16 protein-coding genes are annotated in these 17,782 nt (G+C 61.9%); 6 read left to right on the top strand and 10 right to left on the bottom strand.

Features of this window, described 5'->3' with window-relative positions:
* Positions 1-12: 12 nt before the first annotated feature.
* A complete protein-coding gene (locus AAZQ98_RS08935; RefSeq protein ID WP_434691520.1) occupies positions 13-1,212 on the bottom strand; it encodes a TIGR03364 family FAD-dependent oxidoreductase in 1,200 nt (399 codons plus the stop codon).
* A gap of 168 nt (positions 1,213-1,380) precedes the next feature.
* Between AAZQ98_RS08935 and AAZQ98_RS08930 the strand changes: the two genes are divergently transcribed.
* From AAZQ98_RS08930 to AAZQ98_RS08920, 3 genes are all read left to right on the top strand, one after another.
* A complete protein-coding gene (locus AAZQ98_RS08930; protein ID WP_434692134.1) occupies positions 1,381-2,139 on the top strand; it encodes a GntR family transcriptional regulator in 759 nt (252 codons plus the stop codon).
* Positions 2,140-2,152: 13 nt separating this feature from the next.
* Positions 2,153-2,860: a phosphonatase-like hydrolase gene (locus AAZQ98_RS08925; RefSeq protein ID WP_434691517.1), complete on the top strand. Its 708-nt coding sequence runs from the start codon at positions 2,153-2,155 to the stop codon at positions 2,858-2,860.
* Between the two features lie 109 nt (positions 2,861-2,969).
* The gene (locus AAZQ98_RS08920; protein WP_434691514.1) at positions 2,970-4,067 is read left to right on the top strand and encodes a pyridoxal-phosphate-dependent aminotransferase family protein; all 1,098 of its coding nucleotides are present in this window, start codon (positions 2,970-2,972) and stop codon (positions 4,065-4,067) included.
* Positions 4,068-4,158: 91 nt separating this feature from the next.
* Here AAZQ98_RS08920 and AAZQ98_RS08915 read toward each other — a convergent pair whose 3' ends face one another.
* Complete coding sequence (locus tag AAZQ98_RS08915; protein ID WP_434691512.1) at positions 4,159-5,175, bottom strand: S66 family peptidase; 1,017 nt, start codon at positions 5,173-5,175, stop codon at positions 4,159-4,161.
* A gap of 179 nt (positions 5,176-5,354) precedes the next feature.
* On the opposite strand from AAZQ98_RS08915, the gene AAZQ98_RS08910 reads away from it, so the two are divergent.
* Positions 5,355-5,750, top strand: a complete 396-nt coding sequence (locus AAZQ98_RS08910) for a DUF4282 domain-containing protein (RefSeq protein WP_434691509.1) — start codon at positions 5,355-5,357, stop codon at positions 5,748-5,750.
* 36 nt (positions 5,751-5,786) lie between these two features.
* On the opposite strand, the gene AAZQ98_RS08905 is transcribed toward AAZQ98_RS08910, so the two are convergent.
* Genes AAZQ98_RS08905 through AAZQ98_RS08890 form a run of 4 tightly spaced genes read right to left on the bottom strand, consistent with a single transcriptional unit; the run spans position 5,787 to position 9,306 of the window.
* Positions 5,787-6,188, bottom strand: coding sequence for a universal stress protein (locus AAZQ98_RS08905; RefSeq protein WP_434691506.1), 402 nt, complete (start codon positions 6,186-6,188; stop codon positions 5,787-5,789).
* Complete coding sequence (locus AAZQ98_RS08900) at positions 6,185-7,771, bottom strand: tripartite tricarboxylate transporter permease (RefSeq protein ID WP_434692132.1); 1,587 nt, start codon at positions 7,769-7,771, stop codon at positions 6,185-6,187. Before AAZQ98_RS08900 ends, AAZQ98_RS08905 begins: the two co-directional genes overlap by 4 nt.
* 21 nt (positions 7,772-7,792) lie before the next feature.
* Positions 7,793-8,296 carry a tripartite tricarboxylate transporter TctB family protein gene (locus AAZQ98_RS08895; RefSeq protein ID WP_105658222.1) on the bottom strand — a complete coding sequence of 168 codons (504 nt, stop codon included), beginning with the start codon at positions 8,294-8,296 and terminating at the stop codon, positions 7,793-7,795.
* On the bottom strand, positions 8,293-9,306 hold the full coding sequence (locus tag AAZQ98_RS08890; protein ID WP_400342806.1) for a Bug family tripartite tricarboxylate transporter substrate binding protein: 1,014 nt from the start codon (positions 9,304-9,306) through the stop codon (positions 8,293-8,295). Before AAZQ98_RS08890 ends, AAZQ98_RS08895 begins: the two co-directional genes overlap by 4 nt.
* 229 nt (positions 9,307-9,535) lie before the next feature.
* On the opposite strand from AAZQ98_RS08890, the gene AAZQ98_RS08885 reads away from it, so the two are divergent.
* Positions 9,536-11,146 (top strand): sensor histidine kinase, encoded by a 1,611-nt coding sequence (locus AAZQ98_RS08885; protein WP_105661847.1) that lies wholly within the window; start codon positions 9,536-9,538, stop codon positions 11,144-11,146.
* 10 nt (positions 11,147-11,156) lie between these two features.
* Positions 11,157-11,831, top strand: coding sequence for a response regulator (locus AAZQ98_RS08880; RefSeq protein ID WP_102598037.1), 675 nt, complete (start codon positions 11,157-11,159; stop codon positions 11,829-11,831).
* Between the two features lie 49 nt (positions 11,832-11,880).
* Here the strand turns inward: AAZQ98_RS08880 and AAZQ98_RS08875 are convergent, their stop codons facing one another.
* The 4 genes from AAZQ98_RS08875 to AAZQ98_RS08860 form a co-directional block, all read right to left on the bottom strand.
* Positions 11,881-12,741 (bottom strand): prephenate dehydratase, encoded by an 861-nt coding sequence (locus tag AAZQ98_RS08875; RefSeq protein ID WP_434691502.1) that lies wholly within the window; start codon positions 12,739-12,741, stop codon positions 11,881-11,883.
* 125 nt (positions 12,742-12,866) lie between these two features.
* The gene (locus tag AAZQ98_RS08870; RefSeq protein WP_434691499.1) at positions 12,867-13,874 is read right to left on the bottom strand and encodes an NAD-dependent epimerase/dehydratase family protein; all 1,008 of its coding nucleotides are present in this window, start codon (positions 13,872-13,874) and stop codon (positions 12,867-12,869) included.
* On the bottom strand, positions 13,871-16,459 hold the full coding sequence (locus AAZQ98_RS08865) for an alpha/beta fold hydrolase (protein ID WP_434691496.1): 2,589 nt from the start codon (positions 16,457-16,459) through the stop codon (positions 13,871-13,873). Before AAZQ98_RS08865 ends, AAZQ98_RS08870 begins: the two co-directional genes overlap by 4 nt.
* Positions 16,456-17,481, bottom strand: a complete 1,026-nt coding sequence (locus AAZQ98_RS08860) for a 3-oxoacyl-ACP synthase III (RefSeq protein ID WP_013348415.1) — start codon at positions 17,479-17,481, stop codon at positions 16,456-16,458. Before AAZQ98_RS08860 ends, AAZQ98_RS08865 begins: the two co-directional genes overlap by 4 nt.
* Positions 17,482-17,782: the final 301 nt, after the last annotated feature.

Genomic DNA, 17,782 nt, shown 5'->3' with positions numbered 1-17,782 from the left:
GGTGTAGCTAAGCTAGGCGGTGATCGACGAAGCCATGGACGGCTTGGCGAGGTTTTTGATGTTCTTGTCGGCGAGGCCGAAGGACAGGGTCATTCCGACTCCGGCGGTCACGGAGACGACGGTAATGGCGTCGGCGGCATTGCGGATGAGCAAGGGGCCGATAGCGCTGGAGGCATAGATTCCTTGCCAGCGTTCAATGACTTTCAGCTCGGTGCCACTCATGTAGCCACCAATGGCCGAGAGCAATGTTTGCGAGGTCGCTTCCTTGAGGAAGGGGGCTTGGGTTGCGGCGTAGCTGTGCGAATCTCCCATGAGCAGGGTGCCGTCGGGCCTTTGGGTGAACATGACATTTGCCTGAATATCCAGCAGCTCCGGGTGCTCGGCGAGAACTTCAGCCTGCAGGGCCTTGGCTGCTGGCACTTCGGTGAAGGCCTCGTAGCGCAGCATGGAGGTGGCGGTGAGGACGGCCGGCTTCAATTCCAGGTCTTCGGAAGCTTCTGCGCGGAGCATCTGCAGCGCGCACCGGGTGATCTGGTGCTCCTGCGCGATCTGCGGGAAGAGGTAGTCCACGTCGTGGCCGACGCAAACGAAAACCTGGTCGGCTTCGAAGGCGCCGCGATTAGTTTGCACGCTGGCCCGGCGATGCCGGCCGGTACCGAATCCCAAGGCGCTGGTGCTGAACTGGACGCTGCCAGCAACATGGGCGTTGACCCACTGGGCCAGCTTGGCCACCGTGGTGCGCGGGTCGACGCGCAGGTCATCACGCAGGAACGCGCCGCCGAGAAATCCTTCGGTGCTTTCGCGTCCGAGCTGTTCTGCGATGTCCTGCGCGTTGAGCATCTCGACCTGCCCGGTTTCGCGGCGTGCGGACAGTTCGCGCAGGACCTGCAATTCCGTTTCTGTCGAGGCCACCACGACAGCTCCCGATTCAACGGCCCAGAAGCCAGCGCGTTCAGCGTAGTCAAGCCACAAGGGACGTCCTGACTGCGCCAGGTCGTAGAGTTCGCCGGACTGCGCGGTGATGCAGCAGTGGCCGAAGTTGCGGACCGATGCGCCGATGGCCTCATGGTCACGTTCCATGACGATTACCGAGAGGCCGGCGTCCAGGGCACGAGCAGCATGGGCCAGGCCGACAATGCCGGCGCCGATCACCAGCACATCTGCGTGGTTGGCGACTGGCTGGGTCTGCGGGAAATTTTTTTCGTTGCTCACGACAGTGATCATCCATGCCCGGGATGCGCGGATTCAACCCGAAATGGCACTTGTTTGAACAAGTTTTCCTAGAGTTCAGAATGGGGTCCGTCTATTCACTTTCAGTTCACTGGAATGTCTTGTGAATCGCTGATTTCTCGATAAAACCACTTGTATGATCAAGAGGTGATGGAGAACAAGAAGCAACCCAAGTACCAAGCCCTCACCACCTGGTTGCGGCAGGAAATAGCGGCTGGCACATGGCACGAAGGAGATGTCCTGCCCAGCGAGGCAGAACTCTGTGCCCGCGCCAATGCCTCGCGCGGCACGGTCCGGCATGCGCTCGCCCAGTTGCGTTCGGAGGGCCTCATTGCGGGGGGACAAGGCAAGCCGCCAATCGTGGCGCAACAGGTGCAATCCCAATCGTTTACCACCTTCATGTCCTTTACCGATTGGGCACGCTCCATCGGATTGGAGGCTGGCCAGGAAACGCGGGAATTGGCGCAGCGCCCGGCCGATGCTCTCGTGGCCGAGCAGCTCGAACTCGAAGAAGGTGCCAAGGTGGTGCAGATCCTGCGACTGCGCTTGCTCGATGGGAGCCCGGCGATGCTGGAGCGGACTAGCTTTACCCAAGATGTCGGCCGGCTGCTCTTCGAATTCGATGCGGATGACGGTTCGATTTTCGAGTACTTGCGGGAGCAAGGCGTAGACCTCTACCGAGCCAAGCACACCATTGACGCGGTGGCGGCCGATGAACTGGACGCGCAGCTGCTGGGTGTCCGGCTCGGCGCCCCGCTCTTGCGCGAACGGCGCGTGACTTCCTCCAAATCGGGGCAGAAACTTGAGTACTCCGATGATCGGTATTTGCCGGATCTGGCCAACTTCACCATTGAAAACACCAGCGAGCATCGCGCCTCATTGAGCCGTGTGCGAAGCATTGCTGTCTGAACAGGAAAACACGATGAAACGAGAAGACATGTTTGAACTCATTGCCTGCGATATGGCTGGAACGACCATTGACGAGCATGCCGATGTGTACCGGGCTCTGGAGAAAGCGGTGTGCGAATTCGGTGTTGAGGTCAAGGAGGAAGATCTGCAGCATTGGATGGGCGCCGAGAAGAAGGAAGCGATCAAAGCGCTGATTGAACTTGGCGGAGCTGTTGCCAGCGATGAACAGGTGCAAGTGCAGTTTGGCCGTTTCCGCGATCTGCTGCTGGGATATTACCGGGAGAATCCGCCCGTCGCATTGCCAGGTGTCGTGCAAGCGCTGGAACGCTTGGCTGCCAGCGGCAAGAAGATCGCATTGACAACGGGGTTCTCGCGCGATGTTGCCGATATTATCCTCGATGGCTTGGGGTGGAAGGTCGGTCCTGGCGAGCTTCTCGACGCAGTGGTTGCCGGCGATGAAGCCGCAGCGGGACGCCCTGCGCCGTACATGATTCATCGAGCGATGGAGCTGACGGGAATTCGCGATGTAGCCAAGGTTGTTGCCGCAGGCGACACCGCCAACGACCTGCTGGCCGCGCATCACGCGGGAGTGCATGGCATCGGTGTGCTGACCGGGAAGCTGGGCCGCGAAGAGCTGGACCGGTTCCCTCATGCCGCCATCCTCGAATCCGTGGCGGAGCTGCCGGATTATCTCAAGGCGATCGAGCCCGCGGCCGTGTAGTTCGACCCGAGTAATTTTGCAATGCGGAAGATATGTTTCGTTTCGGATTGGGATGCGGGATATGCTGAGCTCTAGTTGGAACATCCCATTGAGATGAAAGAGAGTCGTCATGAGCAAGACTGTTCTTCAGCGCCACCTGTTCGGACCGGGTCCATGCAACCCGTATCCCGAGGCAACGGCAGCGCTCGGCCTTCCGCTGCTGGGCCATCTGGATCCGGAGTTCATTGCACGCATGGATCGCGTTGCTGATGGTTTGCGTACTCTCTGGGGAACCGGAAACTCCCGTACCTTGCCTTTGAGCGCCACGGGCTCAGCTGGCATGGAAGCCGCTTTCGTCAACACCGTCAACCCAGGCGACGTAGCGGTCATCGCGATCAACGGCCTATTCGGCGAGCGCATGTGCGAAGTTGCCGCGCGCGCTGGCGCTGAAGTCATCCGTGTCGAGCATGAATACGGCACGCCGATCGATGCCGAACGCGTTGCCGCGGCGCACCCGAACCCAACCGTCATTGCCGGCGTGCATGCGGAAACCAGTACCGGAGTTGTCTCCGATATTGCCGCGCTGGGCGCAATCAAGGGCGATGCACTGCTGATCACCGATGCAGTGACCTCCATTGGCGGCATGCCGGTGCTGGCTGATGAGTGGGGGATTGACGTTGGCTATGCGGGCACGCAGAAATGCCTCGGCGTGGCTCCCGGATTGGCACCATTCACCATTTCAGACCGTGCTTTCGAGCGCCGCGTCCAGAAGCCCCAATCCTGGTATCTGGATCTGGGCTTGCTCGGCGGCTACGCCACAGGTTCCACCGGGGGCCAACGCACCTACCACCACACCGCGCCGGTCTCGATGGTCGCATCGCTGGAAGCCGGCATCGACCGCATCCTGGCTGAGGGCCTGGACGCGGTCACCGCCCGCCATCAGGAAGCGGGAGGCTTGCTGCAAGATGGCTTGCAGGAAATGGGCCTGGAGCTATTCGCCCAGGAGAGGTACCGCCTGCCGCAGCTGACAACGGTCTACGTTCCTGAAGGCGTTGATTCGGCGAAGGTCCGTGGATACCTGCTCGACCGCTTCAATATTGAAATCGGCGGCGGTGTCGGCAAGTACGCGAGCACCGTATGGCGTATCGGCATGATGGGCCCCAACGCTAATCCGGGATCGGTGGCGCTGCTGCTGGCTGCGCTGAAGGAAGCGATCGACAAGGCCTAAGCCCGCAAGGGCCGTGGCCTACTGAGCGCAAAGCAAGGCGGGGCCAACCAGGAGATTCTGGTTGGTTCCGCCTTTTGCCGTGGCCCTGGGGCTAGCCCAGCTGGTCTTGTGAATGCGCAAAGTGCAGCTGCACCGAATCTTCACCGGTCGAAAGCCTGGCGTAGCCGCCAATCGGCAAGGTGAACATCGGGGAAGTATGGCCGAAATCGAGGTTGGCCACAACCGGGATGCGCTGCAGGATCGGGTGCTTTGCGATGACTTGCTCCAGCAGGCTACGGGTGATGCCGGATTGCCGCTGGAAACGCCCGATGGCCAGCCCGGTCAGGCCAGCGGCGCTAGGGGACTGCAGGAAAGAGGCGAGCTTCCGGGCGATTTCGTGGATGTCTTCGGAGGAGTCTTCCTCGATGAAGAGCATTGCCCCGTGCAAGGATGGCATGAATTCGCCGCCCTGCAACAAATGCAGCGTGCCCAGATTCCCTCCAATCACCGTGCCCGTGGCCGCTCCCTGATTCAGGATCCACGGTCCGCCGGATGCCTGGACGGACCTGTTGTCTTGATCCATGAACCACAAATCGTCGGTGAATTCGCTGGCGTGCTCGATGGTCCACGCGTGCTCGTGGGTTGCGGTCCGGAACCACTGTCCGGTTGGTTCAAAATGATCACGCATGCCGAAGCTGGACCAATGCGCGCCGACATAGGTAACGAGGCCGGTCTTGGCATGCACGGCGTTTGCCAGCGCGGTGAAATCCGAGTAGCCGCAGAAGACCTTGGGATTGGCGGCAATGAGATCCCAATCGAGGTAGGGGAGCAGCTCGTTTGCATTGAAGCCGCCAATGACCGAGATGATTCCGGCGACAGATGGATCGGCAAATGCGGCGTGCAGATCGGCCACGCGCGACGGGATCGGCGAGCTGTCGAAGTCATCGTTCTCGTCTACGTGATCTCCGAATTCCTGCTTGAGCCCCATGGCCTCGAAGCGTTCAGTGATCCACTTCGTATTGTCGAATTCCATCACGAAGGCACGGGAGCACGATGGCGCAATGGCCCTGATGGTGTCTCCGGATTGCAATCGGGCGGGGACAATCGTCGGCTTCTCATGGCTTGTCATGCAATCAGTCTAGGGTCTGGGTTGGCAGGGGATAATAACCTGCACGCAGCCGCAGGCGACTAGTTGGCGAAATTTTCGCAACAAATGACGATATTCCGCTCCAGCTACTGTGAGAATTCTGCGAAATTCGATAACGTGGGCGGGACAGCGCAATTTCTCTAAAGAAAGAAGCAAATAAGGTGAAGTCCCTCTTCGACTTGGAATTCAAACAATTCATCACGCCGTCGATCATCAAGATCGTTTACATCCTGATCATGGTCCTGTTGGCGATCGGCTACCTCGGAATCGTGATTTCCGGGTTCATGGCTGATGCAATGCTCGGCTTCCTCATGCTCCTGATCGTGGGTCCTTTGGTATCCCTGGTCTATTTGGTCCTGGTCCGTGCAGGACTCGAATCCTTGCTGGCACAGATCCGCACTGCGGAGAACACCACTGAACTCGTTCGTCTGGCCGGTGGCATCCCGCCGGCAGAAGGCGGCTACCGCCCGCACCCGGGTAATCCTTCTGCTCCCCAGCAGCCGCAGGATCCAACCGCCAATGGCGGCACTCCGCCAGCCAACCCTTACCAGAAGTAAGTCCATCGGCCGTTGTTGTGCGAACAGCGTGCGGGACTACCAGCCGCTGGACGCTTTGAGCGACAGCACCGGGCAGGAGGCCTGGAGCAGAATCCTTTGCGCGTTGCTCCCCATGAGGAACTTGCCCATTGCCGTGCGCTTGCGCAGGCCGATCACGATCAGCTCGGCTCGTTGGGCCTGGGCTATATGCAGGATCTGGTCTGCCGCATCGGCACCCTGGGTGTGGCGCTCAATCCAGAAATCGATGCCGGCATCTGAAAGGCGGGCTTCCAGCTCGTGGTACTGCTTCGCGTCAATGAGCCTGTCGTCAACGAGCTGATCACCCTTCGAAGAGTTCACTACGATCAATCGCACCTCGCTGCGCTTGGCTTCGAGAATGGCTCGTTCCAAGGCGGCTTCGCCTTCTGGCGAGGGAATGTAGCCCACTACGATCGTCATGATTCATTCCTTTCAGCAGCCTTGCTGTTCTCATTTCCGTGGCCAGGATTCGCCTGTTCCGGCTCGTGGCCGCCAGCTGCATCGTCGCCCAGCAGGGCCTCGGCGGCGGCAGACGCTGTCCCGCGCTTGCTCCGAATAACGGAGATCAGCACTGGCAGCAGGAGCAGGACGGCGATGAGCACGTAGATGCCCACGGCCAGCGGCTCGCTCCAGAGACCTGAGACTTCACCAGCAGAAAGCTGGAAGGTCTTGCGCAGCTGTTCCTCGGCCATGGGGCCGATGATGACACCAAGGATCAGCGGAAGCACTGGCAGACCGAAGCGGCGCAAGGCAAAGCCCAGCAAACCGATCAGCAGCAGCAGCCAGAGATCAGCTACCTGCATGTTCACCGAGAAGGCGCCCAGCGTTGCGAAGAACAAGATGCCTGCGTACAGGTAGGGGCGCGGGATCTTCAGCAGCTTCGCCCACAGCGGCGCTAACGGCAGGTTGATCAGCAGCAGCAACGTGTTGCCAATGAACAAGCTGGCAATCAGGGCCCACACCAGGTCTGGTTCATTCTCGAAGAGCAGCGGGCCGGGCTGGATGCCCTTCATGGTCAAGAACGCCAGCATCACCGCAGCGGTGGCATTGGTGGGCAAGCCCAAGGCGAGCATTGGAGTCAAGGTGCCAGCGGCAGAGGCATTGTTCGCAGCCTCCGGGCCGGCAACGCCCTCAATGGCGCCGTGGCCGAACTCCTCAGGATGCTTGGACAGCTTCTTTTCGGTGACGTAGGACAGGAAGGTCGGAACTTCGGCACCGCCGGCAGGCAGCGCGCCGAAGGGGAACCCGAAGGCGGTACCGCGAAGCCAAGGCTTCCACGAACGCTTCCAATCTTCCTTGCCCATCCACGGGGCACCCACCGGAATGGTGCGGGCCGGGCTGGTGCGCAAGTGCGCGGCAATCCACAGTGCCTCGCCAATGGCGAAGATCGCCACGGCGACTACCACGATGTCCATGCCGTCCACCAAGGGCGCGAAGCCGAAAGTTAGTCGCTGCTGCCCGGAGACCGGGTCCATGCCGACCAGGCCAATGGCCAAGCCCAAGCCCAGGGAAGCGAACCCGCGGATCTTGGAAGAGCCCAAGACTGCGGTGACAGTTACCAAAGCGAGGACCATGATGGCGAAGTAGCTCGGTGCGCCAAGGCTCACCGCGAACTTCACGACGATCGGGGCGACGGTCACCAGCAGCGCGGTACCGATGGTTCCTGCAACGAAGGATCCAATGGCCGCGGTGGCCAAGGCCTGTGCCGCCCGGCCGGCCTTGGCCATCTTGTGGCCTTCGATGGCCGTGATGACTGTTGCCGATTCCCCCGGGGTATTGAGCAGGATCGAGGTGGTCGACCCGCCATACATCCCGCCGTAGTAGATGCCGGCGAACATAATCAGTGCGCTGGAAGTTTCCATGCCGAAGGTCAATGGCAGCAGCAGTGCCACAGCCATGGCCGGGCCGATGCCCGGGAGCACTCCTACAGCGGTGCCCAGGATGACACCGGCGAAAGCGAAGAGCAGGTTAACCGGGGTCAGCGCCGAGGCGAAGCCGCCCATCAATAGATCCAGAGTTTCCAATTAGAGCACCCCCGAGAGGATTCCGGCCGGAAGCTTGATGCCCAGGCCCAGATAGAAGCCGTAGAACGAACCAAGCGCCAAGGCAAGTGAAATAACCAAGGTCAATACCCAGCGCCGCGCACCCAGGCAGGTAGCCGCGCCGAAGAACATGATGGTTCCCGAGATGACCCAGCCAGCCCAATTCACGATCAGCAGGTTCAGCACGAAGATGCCGATCAGCGGGAGCAGGACTTTCCAATCCGAAGGCTGGCTCAGGTCCACGTCTTCGCCTTCTTCGCCCGCGGCAAGGTTGCCACGCATGACGGTGATGGCCAAGGCAATGGACGAAAGAATGAGAATGCCCGAGACGACGTAGGGCAGGGCCTTGGGACCTACAACGTCTGCCTGGGAGTACGTCACATGAAGCTGCGACGCGTCAACAAACACGATGATTCCGACGATAAGAAGAAACGCGGCGAACAGGAGTTCGACGCGTTTCTTCTTTGCGGTGGCTACTTCGCTCACGCCAGGCCCAGGGTCTTCAGGACGCTGGCAACTCGCTCGTCCTGGTCGGTGAGGAAGGCGGAGAATTCGTCGCCGGTCATGAAGGCGTCGCTCCAGCCGTTGGTCGCCAGGGCTTCCTTCCACTCGGCCGAATCATGCATTTCGGTGACCAAGTTGACCCACTTGGCCTTGTCCTCTTCGGAAATCTCAGGTGGAGCAACCAGGCCGCGCCAGTTGGAGAACACCAGATCAATATCCGATTCCTTCAGGGTCGGGGCATCTACGCCTTCCAGGCGCTCTTCGCCGCTGGTGGCCAGTACGCGAACAGAGCCCTCTTCGATCTGCTGCATGTACTCGCCGGCACCGGAGGCTGCGAAGGCCAGCTTGTTGCCCAGGATGGCCGGCAGCAAGTCGCCGCCGCCATCGTAGGATACGAAGTTCACGTCCTTGGGATCAATGCCCACGGCTTCGGCCAGCTGCATTGGCAGCAGATGGTCCGGGCCGCCAGGGGAGGAGCCGCCACCGACCGAGAGCTTGCTTGGGTCGTCCTTCCAGGCCTTGACCAGGTCGTCAATGGTCTTGTATGGAGAATCCTTGGAAACCATGATCGCCCCGGGCTCTTCGATGAGCTTGGCAATCGGGGTGGTATCGGTCAGCTTGGAGTCCGTTTCGTTGGTGTAGCTTGCACCCACCACGCCCAGGCCCATGAGCATGCCCAGATCGCCATTGCCCTTCTCATTGACGATCCGGGCCAAGCCGACGGTGCCTCCGGCACCGGCAAGGTTGAAGACTTCCGGGTTGCTGGCCAGCGATGCGTCATCCATCACCTTGGCGGCAACACGGGCAGTGGTGTCGTAGCCGCCGCCTGGGGTGTTTGGCACCATGATGCGGAGGTTCGCGATGGGGCCCTTGGACTCTGCGGCGTCAGTGCTGGAAGACTCTGATGTCACGCCGCAGCCAGTGGCGGTCAGGGCCAGTGCAGCGGCAGCTGCCAGCGCGCTCAGCGCACGGAACGACTTGAAGGGTTTCATGGGGATTCAGCCTCTTTGCTTTCATCGGGGTTGCGAGTGATACCAACTTACGTGCCATCGTGAGCCGGGTCACTCTTGCGTACTCAAAGAAAATACTGTTCATTGTGTAACCGGAAATTGTGATCTGAACCATTCGAATCTTCGGTAAGGTAGCACAGTGCCCGGGTGCAGGTGCCAGCAAGGACCTGCCGGGTGCGACGTGGATTTCTGGAATATTGGGGGCGAGGCAATGGGTGCCGTGCGTTTCTGGCTCGCTAATCTGTACACGCGCCGCAAGCTGACCCTTGCAGGGCAGTACCTGATACTGCAATTGCTCATTATCGCGGTGGTGCTGGCCGGGGTCATCACGGTATCGCTGACCCAGGCCACCAATAACTTCGAAAAAATCGAGGGGCGCCGCAGCCTCTCGGCCGCCGAATCGCTGGCTGCAAACCCCCTGCTGCGCGTGCTCCTGCCCGAGGCGGAGCCGGAAATGGGTTCGGCGTTGCCTGCCATGGGCGAATCGGTGCGCAGCACCTCGGGTCTCCAATTCGTGACCATTGCCGATCCCCGGGGAACGGTCGTCACCTCCAGTTACCCGGATGAAGTCGGAACCTCGATACTGCACCCTGAATCCGCCGTCACCGAAGGCCGCGGATGGACCGGGGAAATCTGGCGCAATGGCAACCACGTATTGATTGCGCAGGTTCCGGTGCTGGATGACGAGGGGAAGATGGTCGGCATTGTCAGCGCCGGCCAAAGCTATCCCAGCACCGGCGAGATGATCCAGGAGATCGCTCCCAACGCCCTGTTCACCCTGGTCATTTCCCTGCTGCTGGGCACCGCCGGCTCAGTCTTGCTGGCCCGCAGGGTCAAGCACCAGACCCGTGGGCTTGAACCGCGGGAAATTGCAGAGCTTTTCGAGCATCGCGAGGCCCTGCTGCACGGAGTCAAAGAGGGAATCATCTCGGTGTCGCCGGATAGCCGGGTGATGCTGGCCAATGATGTCGCCATCGAGCTGCTCCAGCTGCCCAGCCACTGCGTGGGCAGGACCCTGGACGAATTGGATGTTGTTCCGCAGGTGCGCCATGCACTGACCACCAGCCAAGAGCTGCCCGACCGGCAATTCCTTGTCGGCGAGCGGGTATTGGTCTTCAACCGGATGCCGGTCAAGACCGCCAGGCGGGATTTGGGATCGGTCACCACCTTCCGCGACAAGACCGAACTGACCCTGCTGGAACAAGAACTTGGAGACAGCAAGGCCACCGCCGACATGCTCAGGGCGCAGACCCATGAATTCGCCAACCAGCTGCACGCAATTTCCGGGTTGATCCAGCTCGGGGAATACGACGAGGTCGTGGGCTTCATCGATGGCGTGAGCTTCAGCCGGAGCAAGATCTTCGAGGACGTCTCCGCGTGCATCGCCGAACCCACGATTGCCGCGTTGCTGATTGCCAAGTCCAGCGTGGCCGCCGAGCGGGGGGTGCACCTGAAGATGGCGCCTAGCTCAACCTTGGGCAGGTGCGAGGACCAGCTGGCGCGGGATCTGACCACCGTGATCGGCAATCTCGTCGATAACGCGATGGACGCGGCCGCTGCGGCTGCCAATCCGGAAATCCAGGTCGGGATCGAGGAAACCAGCGAGCTGGTGCGAATCACCGTGAGGGACAATGGAGAAGGCATCGCGGAAGATGCCATGGACGAGATCTTCACCCAAGGTTTCTCCACCAAGGACAGCGCGGTCTCCGGCGGCAGGGGCTTCGGCCTTGCCATCAGCCGCCTGGTTTGCCGCCGCCGCGGTGGAGAGCTGGCCGCGGCCAATGCCCAAGGCGCCCGGTTTACCGCCACGCTCAGGAAGTAGGAAGCAAGAAGTGATCAAAGTACTGGTGATCGACGATGACTTCATGGTCGCCAAGGTGCACGCTGGATTCGTCAACAGCGAACCGGGGTTCACCGTGGTCGGCGTGGCGCACTCCGCCGGTGACGCGATCAAGGCCGCCGGCGCGCTCTCGCCGGATCTCATCTTGCTCGATATCCATTTGCCGGACATGAACGGCCTGGACCTCTTGCAGCGCCTGCGCGAAGTCCAGCCGGAGCTCGATGTCCTGGTGATCAGCGCGGCGCGGGAAATGGATACCGTGCGCCGCGCGCTTCGTGGCGGCATCGTCCACTATCTGATGAAGCCCTTCTCGCGGGATGACCTGCGCGAACGGCTGGAGCACTACGCAAAGGCCTACCAGCCGCTGGGCGAAGCAGCGGACCAGGAATTGCAGCAGGCCGATGTGAACATGCTCTTCGGGCTCGGCGGACAAAAGCGCCGGCCTCTTCCCAAAGGCTGCAGCGCCGAAACCATGGAGCTGGTTGAGAGCATCGTCAAGGAAGCTGCCGAACCCATCTCGGCCACCGAAACCGCGCAGAAGCTGGGCACGTCCCGGGTGAGCGCTCGCCGGTATCTGGAATACCTGGCAGAGGAAAACCTGGCTCAGGTGAACCTGCGCTACGGGGGAGTCGGCAGGCCCGAACGCCGCTATTCATGGAGGGGCTAGTTGCAGCGGATCGTCCAGCCGCCCCCGGACGCAGAAAGCCGGGGCAGGCCTAGACGAAAGCTGCCGAACCCCGTTGGCGATGCTCGCTGGCCGCGTACGTGCCGAGGATCTTGATTTCCCAGGTGAAGAATTCCAGTTCTTCCAACGCCAAGCGCACAGGAAGGTCTTCGGGGTGGCCCTCGATGTCGACCATGAAGGTGGTAGCGGCGAAGGACGAACCGACCATGTAGCTTTCCATGCGGGTGAGGTTCACGCCGTTCGTGGCAAATCCGCCTAATGCCTTGTACAGCGCGCTGGGCACGTTGCGCGCCTGGAACACCAAAGTGGTAATCACCGAGTCGGGGAGCTGGGAACGGTGCGGCAGTTCGTGCCTGCGGGCAAGCACTACGAAGCGGGTCGTATTCGTTTGGTCGTCCTCGACACCGGAGGCCAGCACCTCCAAGCCGTAGAGTTCGGCCGCCATGGGCGGAGCGAGCGAGAGCTTGGCAGGATCGTTCCATTCGCGCACTTCGCGGGCCGAACCTGCAGTATCACCGGCAATCACCGGGGTCAGGCCGTGCTGGCGTATGATCTTGCGGCATTGGCCCAGCGCATGGATGTGGCTGTGCACCTCGGCCGCATCCGCGATGGTGCTGCCAGGCAGTCCGAGAAGGTCGAAGCGGATCCGCAGGTAGTGCTCGCCGACAATGTGCAGTTCCGACTCGGGGAGCAGGACATGGATATCGGCAACGCGACCGGCAATGGAGTTCTCTATCGGAATCATCGCCAGCTCTGCTTCACCGTTTTCCACCATGGCGAACGCGTCCTCGAAGCTGGCACAAGGCACTGCTTCCATGTCCGGGAAACGCTGCATGCAGGCCATATTCGAGTTGGAGCCGGCTTCGCCCTGGTATGAAATCTTCTTGCTCATTGAATCAAGATATCCCAGCGCAATGGCTGGGCAGGAATCCACGAAAGCAGATGACGCCAAGACGCACGGACTGCTGCCAAGGCAACTGCGCGCGCTCCAAAAACGGCGGCTGCCTTCCCGGCCAACTAGTTCTGGTAGTGCTCCGCCAGCTTCTCCAGACCCTCGTCAATGCCCACCGCAGGTTTCCAGTCCAGGACTTCATGGGTTTCGCGCTGGTCGAACCAATGCGCGGTAGACAGCTGCTCGGCCAGGAAACGGGTCATCGGCGGCTCATCATGAACCAAGTTGCGCGAACCAGCTGCCAACCACAACTTCTCGATCACCGAACCGGCGCCACGAGCTAGCCAGCCCGGAACGTTGAGCTTCGGAGCCGGGGCGCCGCCAGCCTTGCAGATGCCGGCGATCAGCTCGCCCACCGGCCGAGGTTCGCCATTGGTGACCACCAGGGCTCGCCCGTGGGCGTGGTCCATGCGTTCCAGGCCGCGGACAATCGCCGCAGCGGCATTGTCGATATAGGTGGTGTCGATCAGTGCTGCGCCCTGGTCCAGCAGGGGCAGCCGCCCGGCCTTGGCCCGCTGGATGACGCGTTCCACCAGCTGGGTATCGCCAGGTCCCCACACAACGTGCGGGCGGATGGCGGTGACGCGAAGTGCTGGCGAATCGGCGCCCAGGGCATTGAGCTCGGCCGCTGCCTTGGAGCGTGCATAGAATCCATGCGCCTTGGCCGGATCGGCCTCGCCCGCACCTGCGCCCGCCAGCGAATCGCCGAAGTGCGCCACGGAAGGGGAAGAGACGAACACGAAATCCTTGATTCCTGCGCGCTTGGATGCTTCGAGCAGATTGCTGGTTCCCGCGATATTAGTGGCGGCGAAGTCTTCCCATGCACCGGTGAAGGAGACCTTGGCTGCCAGGTGGATGACCGCGTCCATGGACTCCACGGCCGCGGCGACAGCCTGCGGATCCGTGAGCGAGCCGCGGACTTCATCGATGGCTGATGCCGAGCTGCCGCGCTGGAAGGTGCGCACATGGTGGCCCTTGTCGCGCAACAGCTGGGCTACAGCGCCACCGAGCATGCCGCTGGCGCCGGTGACCAGAACGCGACGGGCAGCGTCTTCATTTTTCGATGGGCTCACGGATTGCGGATCCTTCCACCTGCGAGGGTCGCGGCAGCCCAGTGGGCGAGCGCGGCCCGGTCAATCTTGGAGTTGTGCCGGATATCGGTGGGCAGGCTTGGGACTACCAGGACCGCTGCCACCTCGGTGCCAGTGGCCGCGACCGCGGCGCGAACCTGGCGGGCCAGATCGCTGGCGGCCGGACCGGATTTGCGGGCCGCGGGCACCGTTTCCATGACGACCACCGCGGCCTGGGTTCCGTCAGGTCCCACGCCGACCAGCGCGGCACGGCCCGCGCCAGCAACCGACTCGACAGCGTGCTCGGCGGCTACCGGGGTAATCGCGCCCTTGGCGGTGCGCAGCACGTGGCCAAGGCGTCCCTCGACCCACAGGCGTCCCTGCTCATCCAGGTGCCCGACATCGCCGGTGCGATGCCAGCCGGGGATGGAGACGCTGAGCTGTTCGGTGATCCACAGCCGGTCGTAGCGGTCCTTGACGTGCGGGGCGCGGACCAGGATTTCGCCGGTGGCATTCGGGGTGTATTCCGGCTTGTCTCCGGCCACGCCCAGGGCATCAATCGGTGCGATGGCAACGGTGGCTCCCGCAACGGCGGTGCCCACGCACACGCCATTGCCCGCTCCGGCAGCGCGGATGCCGGCCAAGTCGATATCGGTGACCGGCAAGGCCTCGGTCATGCCGTACGGGGTGTGGACCCGGGCATTGGGAACCAGATCCTGCACCTTGGCCAGCAGATGCTCGGGAATCGGGGCGCCGGCGGACAGCATCAGCGAGACGCCTTCCAAGGTTTCCCGCTGAGCCTGGTTCAGCGCATCCTGGGTTTCCAGGACATTAGCCAGCGCGGCGGGGGAGGCAAAGACGGTGGTTGCATCCACCGCGAGGGCGGCATCTGCCAACGCAGCGGCAGTCAAGGTCCGCGGTGCGGTGACGTCCATGTCCGGGGTGACCGAGGTGGCACCCAAAGCAGGGCCCAGCAGCGCGAACGGCGCGAAGCCTGCCACCAGCGCAGAGCCGGCCTTGAGGTTGTAGGTTTCACGCAGGGTATCGCGCATGGCGGCCAGTTCGCGATGCGTGTACACCACTCCCTTGGCCGGACCGGTGGAGCCGGAGGTGAACAGGACCGCCGCATCGGCATCCGGATCGGATGGCTCGAAAACCCGGGACCCGGAAGCGGCCTGGCTGCCGGCTTCATAGAGCTCGGGCAGGGTATGGGCTACCCCCAGCAGCTTGCGCTTCGCAGCAGGCAGGTCTCCAGCGGCAATCCTGGTTCCCGGCCAGCCGAACAGCCGCGCACCGGTGAGCGCACGGTCGATGCCAATCAGGTAGCTCGGGCCAGCACCCTTGATGGCTCGGCCCATGCCCTTGGTGCCAAGGCCGGCATCGGCCACCACAATGACCGCGCCCAGGCGCAGGCAGGCGTAGATCAGGGTGGTCAGTTCAATTCCCGGTGGAACCAGCAGGTTCACCCGGTCGCCGGCCTGCACTCCGATCTGGCGCAACCCTGCGGCCAGGGCATTCACGCGCTCGCCCAGTTCGGCCCAGGACAGCGATCGCGCAGGATTGATGTCCACGACCGCGGCCGATTGGTCCTCGGTGCGCGAATCGAGTTCGGCAAGCATCGGACGGTATTCGCCCAGGGATTGGGCACGCGAGGTGTTCTTGGAACTCTTCTCGCCGGCAAGCCACTGGAAGATCGGGGTGGCAATATCGTTGTCTTCGCCCACCAAATGGCTGGAGCCTTCAAAGCGGTGAACCTGGGCGTGGGGCAGTCGCGACATCAAATCGCGCAGGTAGCGGTCGGAGAAGACCGGGTCCTTGGGTCCCCAGAGCATCAGGGCCGGGACTTTCAAGGAGCGCACTGCTTCCGAGATCTCATCCAAGGCCGGACGGCTTGGGTGATCCTGGGAGAACGGGATATCGGCGACAAAGTTGGCTACGCCCTCGCGCTTTTCAGCGTTGGTGTACGGGGCCATGAAGGCCTTGCGGATATCCGGGGCCAAGGCCGGCTGCGCCAGCGCGTGGGTTACCTGCAAGAAGGCAGGGGAAGTCTTGGTGCCCCAACCGTGCACCGCAGGGTGGGACGCGAGTTTCAGCGCGGCGGGAAGCTCGAAGCCTGCAGGGTGGATTGCGGTGTTGGTCAACACCACGTTCTCCAGCTGGTCCGGGTGGGAAACGGCCCAGCCCAGGGAGATGATGCCGCCCCAGTCATGGCCCACGGTGGTGATTTTGCCGGTCAGCCCCAGTGCGCCAGTCAGATCGCCGAGATCGTTGACGCGGTCGGCCAGGCGGCGGAACTTGCCGCTGCGCTCGGAGAAGCCCATGTCCAGCTGGTCCACTGCCACCACTCGCCACGGCAGCCCGTGCTCGGACACGTGGTTCAGCAGGCTGCGCCAGAGGTAGGACCAGGTGGGGTTGCCGTGCACGCAGAGCAAGGTGCCGGCCGGCTCGATTCCGCGTTGCTTCAGTTCTTCGTTGTTATCCAGGACGTGCCACCGGTGCCTAGTGCCCGGGGAGTCCACCTGCGAAGTGGACGGTACTTCCAGATACTTCGAATAAATGGCATCTACACCGGGGAAAAGCTCGGTCACCAGGCAATCTCCATCATCGCGGTGTTCAGGCCGGAACCCACACCCATGCACAGCACCCGGTCGCCCTTCTTCAGCGAGTCGGCTTCTTGGGACAGGGTCATGGGCAGGGAAGCCGGTCCGACGTTGCCCCACTTGGAGAAGGTGATTGGCACGCGGTCCTTGACCAGGCCGACGGCCTTGATAATGGCATTGGTGTAGGACTTGGAAACCTGATGGGTCACGTAGCGGTCCATGGACTTCCAGTTCCATCCGGATTGATGGGCTTCATCCCAGGCATCCACGACCAGTTCGAGGCCGTTATCCAGCAAGCCCTTCGTGTCCGTGTACATGCCCGAGGGTCCGCCGACACACAGCTCGTGGTGCTCGGTGCCGGCACGCGATACGCCGCCGACGATGCGGTGCGCTTCCGGGTGCGCATCCGCTGGGCCAATGACCGCAGCGGCGGCGCCGGAACCCAAGGTCAGCGTGGCGAATTCGCGCATGTAGTCATCGCGCGTGGAAGTTTCGGCGTTCAGCCGCTGGAAAGTGGTTTCCTGCGTTGGCTTGGCGTCTTCGCCCGCAACAATCAGGGCGTACTTGATCTGGCCGGAGTCGATCATGTTCGCTGCCAGGCTCATGCCGTTGACGAAGCCGAGGCAGGCGTTGGCCACGTCGAAATTCATGGCGGAGGATGGCAAGCCCAAGCCGTTGTGCACCTTGGAGGCCACCGACGGCTCCAAGTTGCGGCGGGTGACCGAAGTGTTGATCAGCAGGCCGATTTCGCTGGCATCGACACCGGCCTGGGCCAGCGCCTTCTTGCCGGCAAGAATTGCAGCGTCGTCGAATTCAACGCCATCGGACCACCAGCGGCGTTCCTTGACCCCGGAAACTCGTTCCAGAAGCTTCTTGGACAGGCGAAGGCGTTTCAGGCTAGGAGCAAGGCGCTCGTCGAATTCTGCAGAGCTCACCACCTCGGGTGCGAGGACGCTGTTCACTGATAAAAGCGCAACGTTGTGGTGCTTAAAGGTGGCATTGCCGTTCAAAATGGTGCCTTCGTTTCTGCTGGACTATCTATGTGCTGCGTGCTGCATTGAAACGTCGTGGCCGATGGGTGTGCGCCATCGGTTGCGTATGTGTTCTCCCTAGGTTATTCCCTGCATGACGCCAAGACCTATTTGAGCGCGTGTTTTCAGCCGAAAGCTGGAATTAGTACCTATGCAGACTATATCGATCCTACAGACTGGTCCTATGAGAATCATGGCAAGTGGGGGCTATCGTTCTGTGGGCCTGCTTTCATCTGCGCAGCCACAAGAAGTGCGCAGTAGCATTCATCTGCGCGAAGTC

It is taken from the genome of Glutamicibacter sp. Je.9.36, assembly GCF_051129975.1.
Classification (GTDB): Bacteria; Actinomycetota; Actinomycetes; order Actinomycetales; family Micrococcaceae; genus Glutamicibacter.
The sequence above is the reverse complement of the archived record's forward strand: the minus strand, read 5'-3'. Positions and strand labels throughout refer to the sequence as shown.